Origin of the sequence: Flavobacterium litorale (assembly GCF_019613795.1) — a bacterium.
In the GTDB taxonomy this organism is placed as follows: Bacteria; Bacteroidota; Bacteroidia; order Flavobacteriales; family Flavobacteriaceae; genus Flavobacterium; species Flavobacterium litorale.
Genome location: NZ_CP080429.1, coordinates 2,288,869 through 2,307,216, shown reverse-complemented (window position 1 = coordinate 2,307,216; position 18,348 = coordinate 2,288,869). Strand labels below are relative to the sequence as shown.

Sequence of the window (18,348 nt, the reverse complement as noted above, 5' to 3'; positions counted from 1 at the left end):
TTGTTTAATTGTTATCGGTATTTGAATTTTGGAGTGATTGTTATAAATGTTTAAATCTTCTACGTGTTTAAATTTCGGCGTAAAAGTAATAATTTTAAATTATTTAATTACAAGTACAATGTATTATATTTATCATATAATCTGAACAAATGTATAATAATGTTTTCAATTACAAATCCTTTTAATCAAACTTTTTTATCTGAATATCAATATTTTACTGATAATCAAGCAATTTCTTACTGCGAAATCAGTAAGAAAACTTTTACTACATGGAGTGTGGCAACACTAGCCAATAGGCTCAAATTTATCAAAAATTTAATATACACTTTATCTAAACACAAAGATGATTTAGCAAAACAGTGTACTTTGGAGATGGGTAAGCCTATTAAACAGGCTGTTGCAGAGGTAGAAAAGTGTATTTCACTTTGTGAGTATTACATGGATAATGCTCCAGATTTTTTATCACGTAAAACTATAAAAACGGATGGGGCAGAAAGTTTTGTTACTTACGAGCCACTTGGTGTTATATTAGGTGTTATGCCTTGGAATTTTCCATACTGGCAAGTATTTCGTTTTGCCATACCCTCCATAATAGCTGGTAATACTGTTGTGGTAAAGCATGCATCCAACGTAGCTGGATGTGCTATACGTATAGAAGAACTATTTACTGAAGCTGGTTTTCCTGATGGCGTGTATAAAAATTTATTAATATCGGGCAAACAAGTAAATACTATTATCGATTTACCTTATGTAAAAGGTGTATCGTTAACGGGAAGTGAAAAAGCGGGCGCGGCAGTAGCTGCTAAAGCAGGTGAGAACATTAAAAAATCGTTGTTAGAGCTTGGAGGCAGCAACGCTTTTATAGTATTAAAAGATGCCGATATTGAAAAAGCTGTAGCAACTGCTGTTACTGCCCGAATGCAAAACACAGGACAAAGTTGTATTGCAGGCAAACGATTTTTGGTTCACAAATCGGTTTACGATACGTTTGTTGATAGGTTTAAAACGGAAGTACAAGATTTAAAATTGGGTAACCCAATGGATGAAGATGTTTATATTGGACCATTAGCTCGAATAGATTTAGCTAAAGAGGTAGAGGAACAAGTAGTAAAATCGGTAGAGATGGGGGCTAAAATAATAATAGGAGGCAAGCGGGACAATGCTTTTTATACCCCAACTATAATGACGAACATTACTACGGAGATGCCTGTATTTAAAGAAGAGGTTTTTGGGCCTGTAGCCCCAATAATTCCTTTTGATACGTTTGAAGAGGCTGTAGCCCTAAGTAATAACTCTGAATTTGGATTGGGTGTTACGGTATTTACCGAAGATATAGAAGGTATTAAGCAAAAACTTCATTTGTTTGAGGAAGGAGCGGTATTTATTAATGCTTTAGTAAAATCAGACCTTGCATTGCCATTTGGAGGCGTTAAAAAGTCGGGTTATGGCAGGGAACTTGCCGAAAATGGAATTAAAGAATTTGTAAACGTAAAAACAGTTTATATTAAATAAGTCTTTAAGTATAAAACAATACAAAAAACAAAAAACCGCTAAATAGCGGCTTTTTGTTTTTATACATTATATATGGCATTAATACAATGCAGGATATTCGTTTGGTTTTGCCTCATGCATAATTTCGTATACTTTTTCGTAAATATCTTCTGCCGAAGGTTTAGAGAAGTAATCGCCATCCGTACCATAAGCAGGGCGGTGTGCTTTTGCACTAAGTGCCTCTGGTTTACTATCCAAATGCTTGTAAGCATTTTGTACATCTACTATTTGTTGTAGGATGTATGCCGAAGCTCCTCCAGGCACATCTTCGTCAATTACCAGTAGTCTGTTCGTTTTTGCCACACTTTTTACTATATCGTGGTTACTATCAAAAGGTAGTAACGATTGTACATCTATAATTTCGGCATCTATACCAACCTCTAAAAGCTCTTTAGCCGCTTGCTCTACAAGGCGTAGGGTAGAGCCGTATGATACTAAAGTAATATCAGTACCTTCTTTAAGTGTTTCAACTACGCCTATAGGTGTTTTAAACTCACCCATATTTACAGGCATTTTTTCTTTAAGTCGGTATCCGTTTAAGCACTCTACTACCAAAGCAGGTTCGTCAGTCTCTAAAAGCGTGTTATAAAAACCAGCAGCTTTGGTCATGTTACGCGGTACAAGTACATGTACACCTCTAAGTGCATTAATAATCATGCCCATTGGCGAACCTGAATGCCATATACCCTCAAGCCTATGTCCGCGTGTACGTATAATTAAAGGTGCTTTTTGCCTACCTGCAGTACGGTACTGTAGTGTAGCCAAGTCATCGCTCATAATTTGTATAGCATACAATAAGTAATCCAAGTATTGTATCTCGGCAATAGGGCGCAATCCGCGCATTGCCATACCAATACCTTGCCCTAATATAGTAGCTTCGCGTATACCCGCATCGCAAACTCTAAAGTCGCCGTACTTTTCCTGCATGCCTTCAAGCCCTTGGTTTACATCGCCAATATTTCCGCAATCTTCACCAAAAACAAGTGCTTCGGGGTGCTTGCTAAAAATAGCATCAAAGTTATCACGCATTACAACACGTCCGTCAACTTCCTCATCACCATCGTTATATTTAGGCAGTACTTCGTTTACACTAAATACATTATTGTCAGATTCTGAAAATAAGTGTGAGCTAAATTTAGGCTGTATTTTTTCAGTATATTCTTTAATCCATTGTGCTATGGTAGCTCTACCGTCTTCTTTTGCTATAAGTCGGAGTACCTTGCGCGCTGTTACGAGTAATTCTTTTCGTATAGGCTCTTTAATTTCAGCAAGTTCGTTAGCGTGCTTGTGTATAAAAACTTTGTTAGCACTATTTTCTGCTACAGCATTAAGTGTTGCAACAAGTTCTTTCTGTTCTTGTTTTACAGGGGCAGTAAATGCTGCCCATGCTGCCTTTTTGCCTGCCTGTACTTCTTTTTTAGCTTCTTTTTCTATTGCCTCAGCTTCTTCCTTAGTTATAATGTTATTTTCTAACATCCACTTTTTCATCTGGGCAATACAATCGTATTCGCTCTCCCAAGCCAAACGCTCTGCATTTTTATAACGCTCGTGCGAGCCTGATGTGGAGTGCCCTTGCGGTTGTGTTAACTCGTAAACATGAATAAGTACAGGTACATGCTCCTTGCGTGCAATAGTAGCTGCTTTTTCGTATGCCGAAACTAACTCGGCGTAATCCCAACCTTTAACTTTAATTATTTCGTAACCTTTTGCGTTATCATCACGCTGAAAGCCTTTAAGTATTTCAGATATATTTTCTTTTGTAGTTTGGTGGCGTGCATGTACCGAGATACCATATTCATCGTCCCAAACACTTATAACCATAGGTACTTGTAGTACGCCTGCGGCATTAATGGTTTCGAAGAACAAGCCTTCGGAGGTACTGGCATTACCAATAGTACCCCAAGCAACTTCGTTACCATTTACAGAGAAGTTGGTATGGTTTTGTACACCTGCTACGTTTCGGTATATTTTAGAGGCTTGTGCCAAACCTAGCAAACGTGGCATTTGACCTGCTGTAGGTGATATATCGGCACTCGAATTTTTTTGTTCGGTTAAGTTTTTCCAATTTCCGTTTTCATCAAGACTGTGCGTTGCAAAGTGCCCGCCCATTTGCCTTCCTGCCGACATTGGGTCGTGCTCTAAATCGCTATGACCATAAAGTCCCGCAAAAAACTGTTGTACATTTAACTGACCTATTGCCATCATAAATGTTTGGTCGCGGTAGTACCCCGATCTAAAATCACCATTTTTAAAGGCTTTAGCCATGGCTAGTTGTGGTACTTCTTTACCATCGCCAAAAATACCAAACTTGGCTTTACCTGTAAGTACTTCCCTGCGCCCCAATAAACTACATTCTCTACTGGTTACGGCAATTTTGTAATCGTTAAGCACTTGGGCTTTAAAATCGTCAAAAGAAAGTGATTTTTTTGTTTCTGTCTCTGTCATAAAAAAACGGATTGTATGTTTACAAATTTAAATAAAAGAATTAAATATTTGTAACGCAGCCGTGAAAAATGATTTCATTTTTGACAATAAACCGTCTTTTTTATGCAATTTTGATATATAATATGTAATAAAACCCTCTTAAAAATATACATATTCTATTTTTTTTGAGTTATTTATGGCTAACCTAATTAATTACCTAGAGCCATTTACGTGTAAATAGGCTTATAAGAGTTTTAGGGTCTATGGTTACCACAAAACGTATTTTTTGGTCGTAATTGCCATTTTCAAGTTCAAAACCGTTGCTAGAGTATACGGGAAAGTAAAGCTCAAAATAATCGGGGAGTAAATTAAGGCGGATTCCGCTATCGTAAACAAACTGTGTACTTTGGTACTGGTTTTTAAATAATCCTACATCGCCATAAACTTCTACCCAATTCCAAATGTTAAAGCTACCGTTTAGGGTAGTCATCCATTGGTTGGCATATCGGGTTTCGAATATTGATTTAAAACCACCTTCTGCCATTACGAATTGTTGACTGAATAATCCGCTATCTTCGGAACGTCCGTAAAAATTATAATCGAACATATAATCGGTAGGGCGATCCAGCCCAAAACTAAAAAACTCAGAGTTGGTACTACGATACATAAATGCACCTGCAAAAAAGCGTAAGTTTATCTGTCGATTATCGTTAAATAGACGCCTGTAATCAATTTCTCCAGATATTTTACCGAACGATTTTGATATTTGTAAATCGGTATTAAGGTTATATACCTTTTTAATCTCCATTTCAAATTTTCTGTATCGTATATCAAATACCGAATAGTTTTCACTTTGTTCGTCGGTAGCTATGTAGTTTGTTCTCTCCCTGTCTACAATTACCTGCCGTACCATAATGGACTGCTTTTTATTCTTTCTAAAATCATCTTCACGTATTCTAAACTGTATGCCTGGTACAAACTTTACATAGCGTGCATTGGGTGCGTAATGGAATGTTGAGCCACTTAAAAAGTAGCGTATGTTATACAGGTTATCGTTTCTTTTATAATCGTTGTAGATGATGGATGCCGAACCTATGAGTTTGCCTGTTTTCATGGAGTAGGTAGGCTCTACATCAAAAATAATAGGTTTTTGGAGTAGTGATTTATTATGAAAGCGAAGCCCTGGCGAAAATCCGTCGTATATATTAAAGTTAAAGCTAGGAACGTAAAATACTTGGTTGTATTTGGGATTTTCTATATCCTGAAAAAAAGTGAATTTAAATGGTTTTTGGTTCGGAAACCAATTGTTTAGGTTTTTCCAGTTGTTTCGTACATTAAATTCAGGTACTTCGTTATTATAGTTAAGTGCAAGGCGGTCGGCGTTGTACGATGCTACAGTTAATGTAGTATCTACAGTTACATTTTCTACCCATTGTTTAAAAACAACACTATCGTTTTTTATGCCGTATAAGGGTATTGGTACATTGGTACCCGTTCGGTTTTTTATTTTAATTCGTAACGAGTCGTTTTTTATTTTTACACGCCCAAATTTATAATCTATGGCATCACGAGTACCTACTACAGTGGTAAAAAACCAGTCGATATTTTTATCGGTTTTATTTTTTAGTAGTTTTTCAAAGTCTTCTCCATCGGTTTGCTGTTTTGTGTTAAGGATGCAGAATTCTTTAATGGCTTGTGGTACAATACTATTACCAAGGTAATTGTCCAGATAGGCAATACTTAGCCCTGCGCGGTATTTTCCTGCTATTTGTTCGTTAAATTTTATGAGTCTGTCTTTAGAATAACCAATGGGTTGATCCAGATTGCTACGCGCCATGAGTAGGTACAAGTAACTGTATTTATCGTTATAATCGAGTTGAAAAAGATTATGCCCTTTTAATATGCCCCAATCCGATAGTTTACCCATCATTTTTTTGTCATGGTCAAACTCCTTAACATATTCCATCATTACATACATCTGTATGGCATCGTATATCCAAGCATCCTTACGCGGGTCGAGCTTTAATGTGTTTTTTAGGTTGGCATACAAGTATGTTTTCAAGAAACGCATTTCGAAAATAAAAGTATCAGGAAACGGGCTCAAGAAGGAGGGAAGCTGATTGAGTCCGTACACGGGGTTACGATTGTAATCCGTTTGTGTAACCATTATTTTTCCGTTGGGATAACGCCCTAGTTTTTCGGCTACAAAGTTGGCAATATTATCTATTAATAATGTTTTCTGGATATCGGAAACCCTATCATCTTCAAGGTTGGTACTTATTTCTGCAACAGCATTACGATATACCTGAAAACTGTTCTTTTTCTCTAATATCAGATTGAAGTTATTAAACTGTTTCCCGATAAGGAAGTACTCTATAGTCGTGCCTTTGTCTATTTTATTACCTACATAAAGGTCTGATGTTACGCTTACATCGCGTGGTACAGTAAGCGTTAACTCATAATCGCTTATACCATTGGCTATGTCATCAACATTTTGGTTGCTGTACCGTATAAACTCACCATTCTCTAAACGGGCAGGTGACAAATACCAGTCTTTGAGTATAAAACTATCATCATTGGTATAACCAAATTCGGTAAACTTAGCACTTGGTATTTTTACAGCGTACCGTATGTAAAAACTAAATTTACTGTTAGGGTATATAGGGTTTTTTAGCTGTACCTGTACAATATCAGGATGATTATCAGGTCGTTCCCAGTTTAAAACTCTATTGTTTTGGTCTATTACAGAAACGATAGTAGTGCTGCCGCGTTCTTCTTTTTTGGATAGATGATAGGCTCTAACAAATTCGTCAGAAAAGCGTTGTGCTAGTGGTGTATTTTTACCCGAATACGCATTGTTCCAATCGTTAAGTACAAAACTATTAAGTGTATCTTTTGATTGGTTATGAAAAGTAATTTCTTGCCTTACCTTTAATATTTTTGCATCATAGTCTACATCCACAAACAACTTGTTACGATGTTGTGCTTGCGTACTGATTGAAAAAATCAGGAATAGGAGTAAAAATGAATTCAATAATTTCAATGCAATTTGTAGTAAAATCTGATAGTTGTAATAATAACTGAATAGGACAATATTTATACCCACTCGTTATTATAAAGATACAATTTCAACCTTTAGGTTGCCTATACAGTATGTTAAAGCTACCCTTGAAGACAGCTTTTGTTTAGAAGTTAGGACTAAGGTTGTATTTTTTGTAAAAACTATCTATTACATCTAGTACCTCGTCCTCTGTATCTACAATTTTAATTAGTTTAAGATCGTTTGGACTTGCGTTTTCGTACTTATTAATAACCGTTTGCTCAATCCAGTCCATCAAGCCTGTCCAAAACTCACGACCTACTAATATTATAGGAAACTTTGCTATTTTTTTAGTTTGTATTAGGGTAATGGCTTCAAAAAGCTCATCCAGAGTACCAAAACCACCAGGCATAACCACAAACCCCTGCGAATATTTTACAAACATTACTTTACGTACAAAAAAGTAATCGAAGTTTAGGTTTTTGTCCCTATCAATATAAGGATTGTAATGCTGCTCAAAAGGTAGCTCTATATTTAACCCTATGGATGGACCGCCACCATGGTGCGCTCCTTTATTACCCGCCTCCATAATACCAGGACCACCACCTGTAATTACGCCATAGCCTGCTTTTGCAATTTTTTCGGCAATTTTTTCAGCTAGTAGGTAGTATTTGTCGTCTGGCTTGGTACGTGCCGAACCAAATATTGAAACACTGGGCCCTATACGCGCCATGCTCTCGAAACCATTTACAAATTCGGACATTATTTTAAATATAGCCCAAGAGTCATTACTCCTTATCTCATTCCAGCTTTTCTGTTTTAAACGCGCTTTAATACGCTCATCTTCATTTTTATATTCTTCTTGTGACATACTGTGTTTTACAATTAAATTAGCGTGCTAAAATAGCTCTTTTTTAAGAAATTGTGCGGTATAACTTTTTTTGTTTTTGGCTACTTCCTCAGGTGTACCTTTAGCCACAAGTTGTCCGCCACCTTTACCGCCTTCGTAACCAATATCAATAATATAATCGGCTAGTTTAATAACATCCATATTATGCTCTATAATTAGTACCGTATTCCCTTTGTTGACCAGTTTATTAATTACCTCCATTAGTACACGTATATCCTCAAAATGAAGCCCTGTAGTAGGCTCGTCTAAAATATAAAAGGTATTGCCTGTATCGCGTTTAGAGAGTTCTGAGGCTAACTTTATACGCTGTGCCTCGCCACCCGATAGGGTTGTGCTTTGCTGCCCAAGTGTTATATACCCTAAGCCTACATCTTGTATGGTTTTTATTTTACGATAGATTTTAGGGATATTTTCAAAGAATACTACCGCTTCGTTAACCGTCATTTTTAATACATCGGATATTGATTTTCCTTTGTATCGGATTTCTAATGTTTCACGATTAAAACGCTTGCCTTGACAGGTTTCGCACTCTACATAAACATCGGGTAAAAAATTCATTTCTATAACCCGTAATCCTGAGCCTTCACACGTTTCGCAACGTCCGCCTTTTACATTAAAGCTAAACCTACCTGGTTTGTAGCCCCGTATCATGGCTTCGGGTGTTTGGGTAAATAGTCTGCGTATTTCGCTAAAAACATCGGTATACGTAGCAGGGTTAGAGCGGGGGGTACGCCCAATTGGCGACTGGTCGATATCGATAACTTTATCAATATGTTCCAGCCCTTCTATTTTTTTGTAAGGTTGTGGTTTTTTTACGCCATTAAAAAAGTGAGCGTTAAGTATTGGGTACAGGGTTTCGTTTATTAAGGTACTTTTACCACTGCCCGATACGCCTGTAACGCATATTAGCTTGCCCAGTGGTAGCTCCACGCTAACATTTTTTAAGTTATTGCCTTTAGCCCCTGTAAGTTTTAACGATTTTCCGTTGCCTTCGCGTCGTTTTTTGGGGACTGCTATCGTTTTTTCGCCATTAAGGTACGATGCTGTTAAGGTATGCTCTTTCAGTAATTCAGCAGGAGTGCCTTTACTTACAATTTTACCGCCAAAACGCCCCGCAGCAGGACCAATATCAATAACATAATCGGCACGCTCAATCATATCCTTGTCGTGCTCTACCACAATAACCGAGTTGCCTATATCGCGCAATTGCTCTAACGAGTGGATTAGTTTTTCGTTATCGCGCTGGTGTAGTCCAATACTAGGTTCGTCTAATATATACAGTACACCTACTAATTGCGAGCCTATTTGTGTAGCCAACCTAATACGCTGTGCTTCACCACCCGATAACGATTTCGAACTCCTATCTAACGCTAAGTAAGTAAGCCCAACATCTACTAAAAAGCTAAGGCGTGCTTTAATCTCTTTTATAATTTCGTGGGCAATGGCTTTTTGTTTTTCGGATAGTTTGCTTTCTAGGTTTTCAAACCAATCGGCAAGGTCGGCTATATCCATATTTGCCAATTCGGCAATATTAAGCCCGTTTACTTTAAAGTATAACGATTCTTTTTTAAGTCGTGTACCCTCGCAGGTGGGGCATTTAACCTCGTCCATAAACTCTTTTGCCCAGCGTTTTATGGAAGCCGAACCACTTTCGTCATATTGATTTTTTATGAAACTAGAGATACCCTCAAAATCAATTTTGTATTCGCGATTAACACCCAGTGTTTTGGATGATACCGTGAATTTTTCCTTACCCCCGTTTAATATCATATCCATTGCCTCGGCAGGAATATCTTCAACTTTGTCCGTTAGCTTAAAGTTAAACTTCTCGCCAATAGCCTCTATTTGCTTAAATATCCATGAGCTTTTATATTCGCCTAATGGTGCAAAGCCCCCTTTTTTAATGGTTAGTTTGGGGTTGGGTATTATTTTATTGAGGTTAATTTCGTTTACCTTGCCCAGTCCGTTGCAATTATCGCAAGCCCCTTTTGGCGAGTTAAACGAAAAATTGTTTGGCTCAGGGTTAGGGTAGGAGATGCCTGATGTTGGACACATCAGGTTACGGCTGTAATAGCGTACATTACCACTTTCCTGCTCTATAACCATTAAAACATCATCACCATGGTACATGGCGGTGTTGATACTTTCGGTAGTTCGTTTATCCGTATCATCAGTAGTATCTACTGCTAGCCTATCTATAACCGTTTCAATATCGTGTGTTTTATAACGGTCAACCTTCATTCCGCTTTCAATATCGCGTATTTCGCCATCAATACGTACTTTAAGAAAACCTTGTTTGGATATTTGTTCGAATAATTCGCGGTAATGCCCTTTTCGGGAACGAATAATGGGCGCTAGTATGGTAATGCGCTTGCCGTTGAATTTTTCTACAATTAAATTTTTAATCTGTTCATCACTATAACTAACCATTTTTTCGCCCGTTTCGTAACTGTAGGCATCAGCAGCACGGGCATAAAGTAGTCGTAAAAAGTCGTAAATTTCAGTGATAGTTCCTACGGTAGAACGCGGGCTTTTACTGGTAGTTTTTTGCTCTATGGCAATAACAGGCGATAATCCGTCTATTTTATCAACATCAGGGCGTTCCAATCCACCTAAAAACTGACGTGCGTATGCCGAGAATGTTTCTATATAACGGCGTTGCCCTTCGGCATAAATAGTATCAAAGGCAAGTGAGGATTTACCCGAACCCGAAAGTCCTGTAATTACCACTAATTTCTCGCGGGGTATGGTAACATCTATATTTTTAAGGTTGTGAGCGCGTGCGCCTAATACCTCTATAACATCTGTAGTATCTAGCATAGTAATTTTTGTGCAAAACGCAAAGGTACTGATTTTTAAGTACATTTTTGGGCTAAGCAAATCGCAATTAATTGTTAAAGAAATGATTATTGTAATTAAGTGTATTAATTATATTTGTGCATAAGACTAAACTAATTCGATTATGATTAAAGATAAAGAGAATTTTAAAATATGGATGGTAAGAGCTGGTAGAGATAGCTATCTTTTAAATGAGTTTCTTGACAATGATATCGTTGCTATAGGATGGAATGATATAGGTGAGATAAAGAAAGGAACATCCAATGAAGCATTGAAGAAGTTATTAAAAAGTTCATATCCAGATGATTCTAATGGAAGATTAGGTCAAAGCACAGGTCAAATTTGGCGTTTGTTTAAAGAGTTTAAAATTGGAGATAAAGTTATAACTTATGATTCAGATGCCCGTGAATATTATATCGGTGAAATCAAGTCAGGTTATAAGTACAGCGACGAATATACTTATAAACATTACAGAGAAGTTGAATGGTATGATGGTTCTATAGAAAGAGATTATTTAAAAGTCAATTCTAAAAATACTTTGGGATCTATTCTAACAATTTTTGAAGTACCAAAAACTATTTGGATAGAATTGAAAGAAGCTCATCCTGGATATATGTCACAAGAGGAGATTGAAGGGCATGAAGAAGCGATGAAGCTATTTGAGGCTCAAGAATTGGAGCAATTAAAGCAAGATGCGATATTTAGGTCGCTAGAGTTTATTAAAGATATAATATCTAGTCTTGATTGGAATGAGTTAGAAGAATTGTGTGCAGGATTAATGAGAGGTATGGGGTATAAAACTAGAATGACCAAAAGAGGAGGTGGAGATTTGGGTAGTGATATTATGGCTTCTCCAGATGGATTACTTATGGTAGAACCAATTATAAAGATAGAAGTAAAACATAAAATTAACAGTAAAGATAAAACCTCAGCTCCCGATTTGAGAAATTTTATCGGTGGGTTAAGAACTTCTGTAAAAGGTATCTATATTTCATCCACAGGATTTACGAAAGAAGCGTATTATGAAGCAGAGCGTGCTAATTTTCAAATTACACTTATAGATTTAGATTTATTAGTAGAATTGATTATAGAATACTATGAAAACTTAGACTCAGAAGTCAAAGCATTAGTTCCATTAAGAAAAATATATTGGCCAGTATAGGTACTAAATAATCTGTTGTTGATTTATAACGATAGCAGACTAACTTTATATGTATTTTAACGAGAGTTAAGGGTTTTACCTTTTATTTTTGTTAAAAACAAACTATTATGGCATACAATGAAAACGACAAAGTAGAATGGAACTGGGGTAACGGTACGGGTACTGGAAAAGTTAAAAAAGTATACACCCAAAAAGTTACAAAAACTATTAAAGGTAGCGAAGTAACCCGCAATGCTAGCAAAGACGACCCTGCTTACCTTATTGAGCAAGAAGACGGCGATGAAGTATTAAAGGGGCACGACGAATTAAAAAAGAAATAGTACCTTACTGTGATATAATAGGTATATAAAAAACAAAGCCTTGTAGTTAACTACAAGGCTTTGTTTTTTGCGGAGGAAGAGGGATTCGAACCCCCGGACCTGTTACAGTCAATAGTTTTCAAGACTACCGCAATCGACCACTCTGCCATTCCTCCAATACGTTTGCAATCATTTGCTGATTGCGGTTGCAAATATAACAACCTTTTATTGTTTTCCAAACACATTTTTTTAAAAAATGTGAAATAGTTAGGGTGTGTTTTTTAACCCTTTCATTAACTGTAATTTAATAAAAAAATAAATTTTTAAAAAGTTACATATTCAGTTATTTCTAGTCCGTAACCTATCATTCCCACACGTTTTGTTTCTCCAGAGTTGGTTACCAATCGTATTTTAGAGATATCAATATCGTGTAATATTTGTGCACCAATACCAAAGTCCTTAGCATCCATTTTAATTTGTGGGGCTTCGCTAACCCCTTTTGTTTGCAATACTTTTAGCTCTTTTAAGCGTGTTAGTAACTCGGTGGGGCGTATTTCTTGGTTTATAAATAGTACGGCTGCTTTATCTTCTTTGTTAATTCGGTTAAAAATCTTTTCCAGTTTACTGTCAGCATTTTTAGTAAGTGTACCCAATATGTCGTTATTTACCTGTGTGGCATTAATACGGGTAAGTATAGGCTCTCCAATATTCCAGCTTCCTTTGGTTAGGGCAATGTGTACTTGTTTATTAGTTGTTTGTTCATAAGCTCTCAAACGAAACGTACCAAAGCGTGTATTAATCTCAAAATCTTCTACTTTATGTATTAGCCTATCGTGCTGCATTCTGTAAGCAACCAAGTCTTCTATAGATACTAATTTTAAGTCAAACTTCTTTGCTACCTCATATAGTTCGGGTAGTCGAGCCATTGTACCATTATCGTTCATTATTTCGCAAATAACACCTGCAGGCTGGAATCCTGCAAGCCTTGCAAAGTCAATAGCGGCCTCTGTATGCCCTGTTCTACGTAGTACACCGCCTTCTTTAGCTATTAGCGGAAATATATGCCCAGGGCGCCCTAACTCGTAAGCTTTTGTTTTAGTATCTACAAGGGCTTCTACTGTTTTTGCTCTGTCCTGTGCCGATATACCTGTTGTTACACCTTTTCCTCTAAGATCTACCGATACGGTAAATGCCGTTTGCATGGCATCGGTATTGTTGTTTACCATAACGTGTAGCTCAAGTTCTTTGCAGCGTTTTTCGGTAAGTGGTGTGCATATAAGCCCTTTACCATGCGTAGCCATAAAGTTTATCATTTCGGGTGTTACTTTATCAGCGGCAGCCAAAAAATCGCCTTCATTTTCACGGTCTTCGTCATCTACTACAATAATTACTTTTCCGTTTCGTATGTCTTCAATAGCTTCTTCTATTGTATTTAGTTGTATTTCGCTTTGTTGTGTAGTTAGCATTATTTCGCTTCTTTAGATTTTGCTTTGAATAGTTTTTGTGCTAATTTTTGTAATGGCAATAAAACATTATCCATGTTAATTAGTCCAATATCATTAGTTGCTCTATACGTTAGTAATATAGCCAGTGGGCTTAGTACGAAGGATGACATCCATGCGCCTAAAAATGGAGGTATACCATTTTCTTGTGCTAGTTTTTTACCAAACGTGTTTATAAAGTGGAAAATTATAAATATTAGTATTGCAAATACAATGGGTAGTCCAAGTCCACCCTTGCGTATAATAGCTCCTAGCGGTGCTCCTATAAAAAACATTAATATGCAGGCGAAGCCAATTACAAATTTCTCGTATAATGAGTGCCAGTGACTATTAATACTTTTTATTTTTTCGCGTACTTGATTTTGCCCTGAACTAATTACAAATTTTGAACTGTTTAGGCTGTTACTGGCAATTTCCAAGAGTCTGTTTTTATCTTCGTTGGTATCAAAAAGTGCTAGTAGTTTATCGGGTACGCTATCCCTTTCCGCTAATGTATTGGCTACCTCTGTAGTATCAACAATTTTTTTGTCCAGAATTGGATTTATAATTTTTGGTTTGGATAAGGTAAGGTTTATCCTGTTTGTAATATTATCGGTAATACTTTGTCGTTCCTTACTGTAGTTGGACTCTAAAGAATCTATTGTATACACTAATTCCTTAAGGTTAAGCATAGTATTTGTATGCGCTATTTGCTCCTTATCCATGTCGTTATTATTTAACATAGTAAGGTCAATATTCATTACTTGCTTTGAGAAACTACTTTTTGCAAAGGGTACTTTTTTGCGCTCGGCAGGTTTTTTTGTAGTAATCTCTTCGTAATAATAACCATCAAAAAGTTCAAGTTGTAGTAGGTTATCGTTTTCGCTACTGCGTAATAATCCTGTTTTAGAGCGTATTACTGTAGTGTTTGTAGCACCAGGCAGGCGTTTGTGTATGGTTACGCCTTCGAGTTTCTCTCCATTTTCGCCCGATTTTTTGTCTACCTTAATATTAAAGTTCCCTATTGCATTAAATTGTCCTTGTACAATTGCCATTGCAGGCTTACGTTGTACTATGTTTTTACGAAGATTGATAAACTTGTAGTGAGCACGTGGTATAACGTTATTTGCAAAAAAGAAAGCTACAATACTTAATGCGAAAATAAATACGGTAAGTGACCTCATGGCTCTTTTTAACGATATTCCAGAGGATTTCATAGCAGCAAACTCGTAATTTTCGGCAAAATTACCAAAAGTCATTATCGAGGCTAATAAAATTGAGAGTGGAAGTACTAGCGGTACAATATTGGGAGAATAAAAAAGCAGAAATTTTACTACTAGCCAAGCATCAAGATCTTTACCTGCAAGTTCGGCAATAAAGAGCCATATACCTTGTAAAATAAAGATAAAGAACAGGATAACAAATACAGTTGCAAATGTTTTAAGAAACGAAGTTAGGATGTAACGGTCTAATATTTTCACCAGAAACTTAGTCTAATCTGTTGATGTAGTAGTTAGGATATTTACTTTCTGTAAAGGTAAAGTGATTTTTTGACAAAGGTTGGTTCGTTTTAAAAGAATTTATTGTAAACGTTGTTTTAGTGCCGTCTTTGTCTATTTTCAACAGGTTATAAATATGCTTAGTCTGTAAATCAATACCAATAAGTACTTCTTTAGTACCATTATTTTTATCTAAAGGCTTCAGTTTTATGTACTGTATTTTTCTTCCCTTAATGTTTTGGCTAATATCCCATATGTACTTATAACCTACATTAAAAAACGAGAACATTTTTGCAGGTGTAAGTTCGTCACTATTCTGATCGTCAAACGTAGATATTGATATTTCCTCATCTTCGGGTACAATATTATATACTTTACTACCATCGTAAATACGGGTAATACCCATAATATTAAGTACATATTGGTCGCCTTTTAAAGCTACATTGCCTTTACTTTCTTGGTACAGGTTTGTATCGGGGTTTGCCACAGTATATTTAAAATCGAGTACGATGTTATCGTAACTTCTTATTTTAAGTGAAACTTGGTCGAGTAAGTTTTTAGCTTTTTCCGAGTTTTGTGCTGTACTCGAAAAAGAAAATGTAAGCATTACCATTAGCAAGCATACACTTTTTTGTATGTTAAACATCATTTTCTTCATTTTTAAAAAATAGTTCCAGAGCTGCCATATCGGGTATTAGTACGCCTCGTGCTTTACTTCCTTCAAATGGTCCTACAATACCTGCTGCTTCTAGTTGATCTATAAGCCTACCTGCACGGTTGTATCCTAATTTTAGCTTACGTTGCAGTAATGATGCCGAGCCTTGTTGTGCGGTTACAATAACTTCGGCAGCTTCTCTAAACATCGCATCTCTTTCGGAAATATCATTATCAAGATTAGTGCCACTTTCTTCGCCTACGTACTCTGGTAGCAAGTAAGCATCGGGGTAGGCTTTTTGCGACCCGATAAACTCTGTTATTTTTTCAACTTCTGGGGTATCTACAAAAGCACATTGTACCCTTGTAATATCGTTACCCTGTGTATAAAGCAAATCACCACGACCAATAAGCTGGTCGGCTCCTTGGCTATCTAAAATGGTTCTCGAATCAATTTTCGATGTTACTCTAAAGGCAATCCTAGCAGGGAAGTTGGCTTTAATAATACCTGTAATTACGTTAACCGATGGGCGTTGTGTTGCAATAATTAAATGAATGCCTATGGCACGTGCAAGCTGTGCCAGCCTTGCAATAGGGGTTTCTACCTCTTTACCTGCCGTCATAATAAGGTCGGCAAATTCATCTACTACCAATACTACATAAGGTAAAAAACGGTGTCCGTTTTCGGGGTTTAGCTTACGCTTTCTAAACTTATCGTTATACTCCTTAATGTTACGCACCATTGCATCTTTTAACAGGTTGTAACGGTCGTCCATTTCAATACATAACGAGTTTAAGGTGTGAATTACTTTAGTGTTATCGGTAATAATAGCATCGCCATCATCGGGTAATTTTGCTAAATAATGGCGTTCTATTTTATTAAATAGTGTAAGTTCTACTTTTTTAGGGTCTACTAATACAAATTTAACTTCGGCAGGGTGTTTTTTGTAGAGTAATGAGGTAAGTACTGCATTTAACCCTACCGATTTACCCTGACCTGTTGCACCCGCCATAAGTAGGTGTGGCATTTTGGCTAAATCGACCACAAAGGTTTCGTTAGATATGGTTTTACCTAAGGCAACGGGTAATTCCATTTCTGCATTTTGGAATTTAGGCGATGCAATAACACTCTTCATGGAAACCATAGTAGGTTTCTTGTTCGGTACTTCTATACCAATTGTACCTTTACCAGGTATAGGTGCTATAATACGAATACCTAATGCCGATAACGAAAGTGCAATATCGTCTTCTAAGTTTTTAATTTTAGAGATGCGTATTCCTGCTTCGGGTATAATCTCATAAAGTGTTACTGTAGGGCCTACCGTGGCTTTAATTTGAGCAATATCAATTTTATAATTGCGCAGTGTTTCTACAATACGGTTTTTATTTTCCTCTAATTCTTCTTGATTAATAGTAATACCACCCGAAGAATAATCTTTTAATAGCTCTATGGATGGGAATTGATAATTAGAGAGGTCTAGAGTAGGGTCGAACTCCCCAAAATCTTCTACTAATTTATCCGATAGGTTTTCTGATACAACTTCTTCTTCTGCCAATTGTTCAATTACAAAACTTTCTTTCGCAGGGGCTTCAGTTTCCTCTACAGAAGGTTCTGTTTTTAATTTAATTTCCGAAGCGTTGGTTATTGTTGGTTTTAAATCATCGGTATTAATTTCAAATTGCGATGGTTTTACGCTTAATGTAATATTATCCAGTTCGTGCTCAGATTCGTCCTTTTTAGGTTCAAAGGCATCATCCATTACCAATTCAGGTACCTCTTCTGCAACTGCAGTAGGAGCGGACTGTGTTTCTGTTGTGGTGGTGTCGGGTGTAGTATTTTCTTTTTCAGCTTCTTCTTTCGCTTCGCGCTTTTTCTCTAAAAACGATTTTATAGCATCGGGCGATACTTTTATGCGCAGTAGTAAAAATACACAAAGCCCGAATATAAGTACGAGCATGGTACCTGTTTTACCCAAATAGTCTTGCATAAAAAGGTTTACCTCAAAACCAATAACACCGCCAAGCTCGGGTAAGTATTGGTTAAAGAACCCAAAAAGTACCGATACAATTATAGTAAGGTATAAATCCCAAAAAAGTGTTTTTTTAAGTTTGGATGCAGGTAAATCTAACACCAAATAAGCTCCTAGTAAGCAAAAGAAGCGTATGAGTATAAACGATGCTACACCAAAACCATGGTATAAAAACAAATTGGCAAGGTAAGCACCAAACTTGCCTAGCCAGTTGTGTACTGTTTCGTTACGATTAATAAGTTCGTTAACTTCACTCTGGTCGTAATTACCATACAGAAAATAAGATACAAACGAAAGGAGTAGGGCTATAGCAAACAGAAAAGAAAATACGCCTAGCAATACTTTGTTACTACGCGATAGTACTAATTTTCTTTTTTTAGGTGCTGGTTTAGCCGTTTTATTTGTTGTAGCTTTTTTGGTTTTTGCCATTTAGAGAACTTTCTTTAACTGTAAAAATATC

11 protein-coding genes and 1 tRNA gene are annotated in these 18,348 nt (G+C 36.6%); 3 read left to right on the top strand and 9 right to left on the bottom strand.

The features are described from left to right. The first annotated feature begins 159 nt into the window (after nt 1-159). Complete coding sequence (locus K1I41_RS10515) at nt 160-1,512, top strand: NAD-dependent succinate-semialdehyde dehydrogenase (protein WP_220640303.1); 1,353 nt, start codon at nt 160-162, stop codon at nt 1,510-1,512. A 78-nt stretch (nt 1,513-1,590) separates the two neighbouring features. On the opposite strand, the gene K1I41_RS10510 is transcribed toward K1I41_RS10515, so the two are convergent. The 4 genes from K1I41_RS10510 to uvrA form a co-directional block, all read right to left on the bottom strand. Then, nucleotides 1,591-3,996, bottom strand: coding sequence for an alpha-ketoacid dehydrogenase subunit alpha/beta (locus K1I41_RS10510; RefSeq protein WP_220640302.1), 2,406 nt, complete (start codon nt 3,994-3,996; stop codon nt 1,591-1,593). 196 nt (nt 3,997-4,192) lie between these two features. Beyond that, complete coding sequence (locus K1I41_RS10505; protein ID WP_309508847.1) at nt 4,193-6,937, bottom strand: gluzincin family metallopeptidase; 2,745 nt, start codon at nt 6,935-6,937, stop codon at nt 4,193-4,195. A gap of 223 nt (nt 6,938-7,160) precedes the next feature. Further along, nucleotides 7,161-7,886 (bottom strand): LOG family protein, encoded by a 726-nt coding sequence (locus tag K1I41_RS10500; RefSeq protein WP_220640301.1) that lies wholly within the window; start codon nt 7,884-7,886, stop codon nt 7,161-7,163. Nucleotides 7,887-7,913: 27 nt separating this feature from the next. Beyond that, nucleotides 7,914-10,745 carry an excinuclease ABC subunit UvrA gene (gene uvrA / locus K1I41_RS10495; RefSeq protein WP_220640300.1) on the bottom strand — a complete coding sequence of 944 codons (2,832 nt, stop codon included), beginning with the start codon at nt 10,743-10,745 and terminating at the stop codon, nt 7,914-7,916. Nucleotides 10,746-10,887: 142 nt separating this feature from the next. Here uvrA and K1I41_RS10490 point away from each other — a divergent pair, with 142 nt between their 5' ends. Both K1I41_RS10490 and K1I41_RS10485 read left to right on the top strand, forming a co-directional pair. Beyond that, the gene (locus K1I41_RS10490) at nt 10,888-11,925 is read left to right on the top strand and encodes a restriction endonuclease (protein WP_220640299.1); all 1,038 of its coding nucleotides are present in this window, start codon (nt 10,888-10,890) and stop codon (nt 11,923-11,925) included. Nucleotides 11,926-12,032: 107 nt separating this feature from the next. Further along, nucleotides 12,033-12,245: a hypervirulence associated TUDOR domain-containing protein gene (locus tag K1I41_RS10485; RefSeq protein ID WP_220640298.1), complete on the top strand. Its 213-nt coding sequence runs from the start codon at nt 12,033-12,035 to the stop codon at nt 12,243-12,245. A 70-nt stretch (nt 12,246-12,315) separates the two neighbouring features. Here the strand turns inward: K1I41_RS10485 and K1I41_RS10480 are convergent. The 5 genes from K1I41_RS10480 to K1I41_RS10460 form a co-directional block, all read right to left on the bottom strand. Then, nucleotides 12,316-12,400 (bottom strand) — tRNA-Ser (locus tag K1I41_RS10480). A gap of 147 nt (nt 12,401-12,547) precedes the next feature. Beyond that, on the bottom strand, nt 12,548-13,690 hold the full coding sequence (gene ribB, locus K1I41_RS10475; RefSeq protein ID WP_220640297.1) for a 3,4-dihydroxy-2-butanone-4-phosphate synthase: 1,143 nt from the start codon (nt 13,688-13,690) through the stop codon (nt 12,548-12,550). Continuing rightward, nucleotides 13,690-15,186 (bottom strand): LptF/LptG family permease, encoded by a 1,497-nt coding sequence (locus K1I41_RS10470; RefSeq protein WP_220640296.1) that lies wholly within the window; start codon nt 15,184-15,186, stop codon nt 13,690-13,692. Before K1I41_RS10470 ends, ribB begins: the two co-directional genes overlap by 1 nt. 7 nt (nt 15,187-15,193) lie before the next feature. After that, nucleotides 15,194-15,853 (bottom strand): outer membrane lipoprotein periplasmic chaperone LolA1, encoded by a 660-nt coding sequence (lolA1, locus tag K1I41_RS10465; RefSeq protein WP_309508846.1) that lies wholly within the window; start codon nt 15,851-15,853, stop codon nt 15,194-15,196. Next, nucleotides 15,843-18,317, bottom strand: coding sequence for a DNA translocase FtsK (locus K1I41_RS10460; protein ID WP_220640294.1), 2,475 nt, complete (start codon nt 18,315-18,317; stop codon nt 15,843-15,845). Before K1I41_RS10460 ends, lolA1 begins: the two co-directional genes overlap by 11 nt. Nucleotides 18,318-18,348 lie beyond the last annotated feature (31 nt).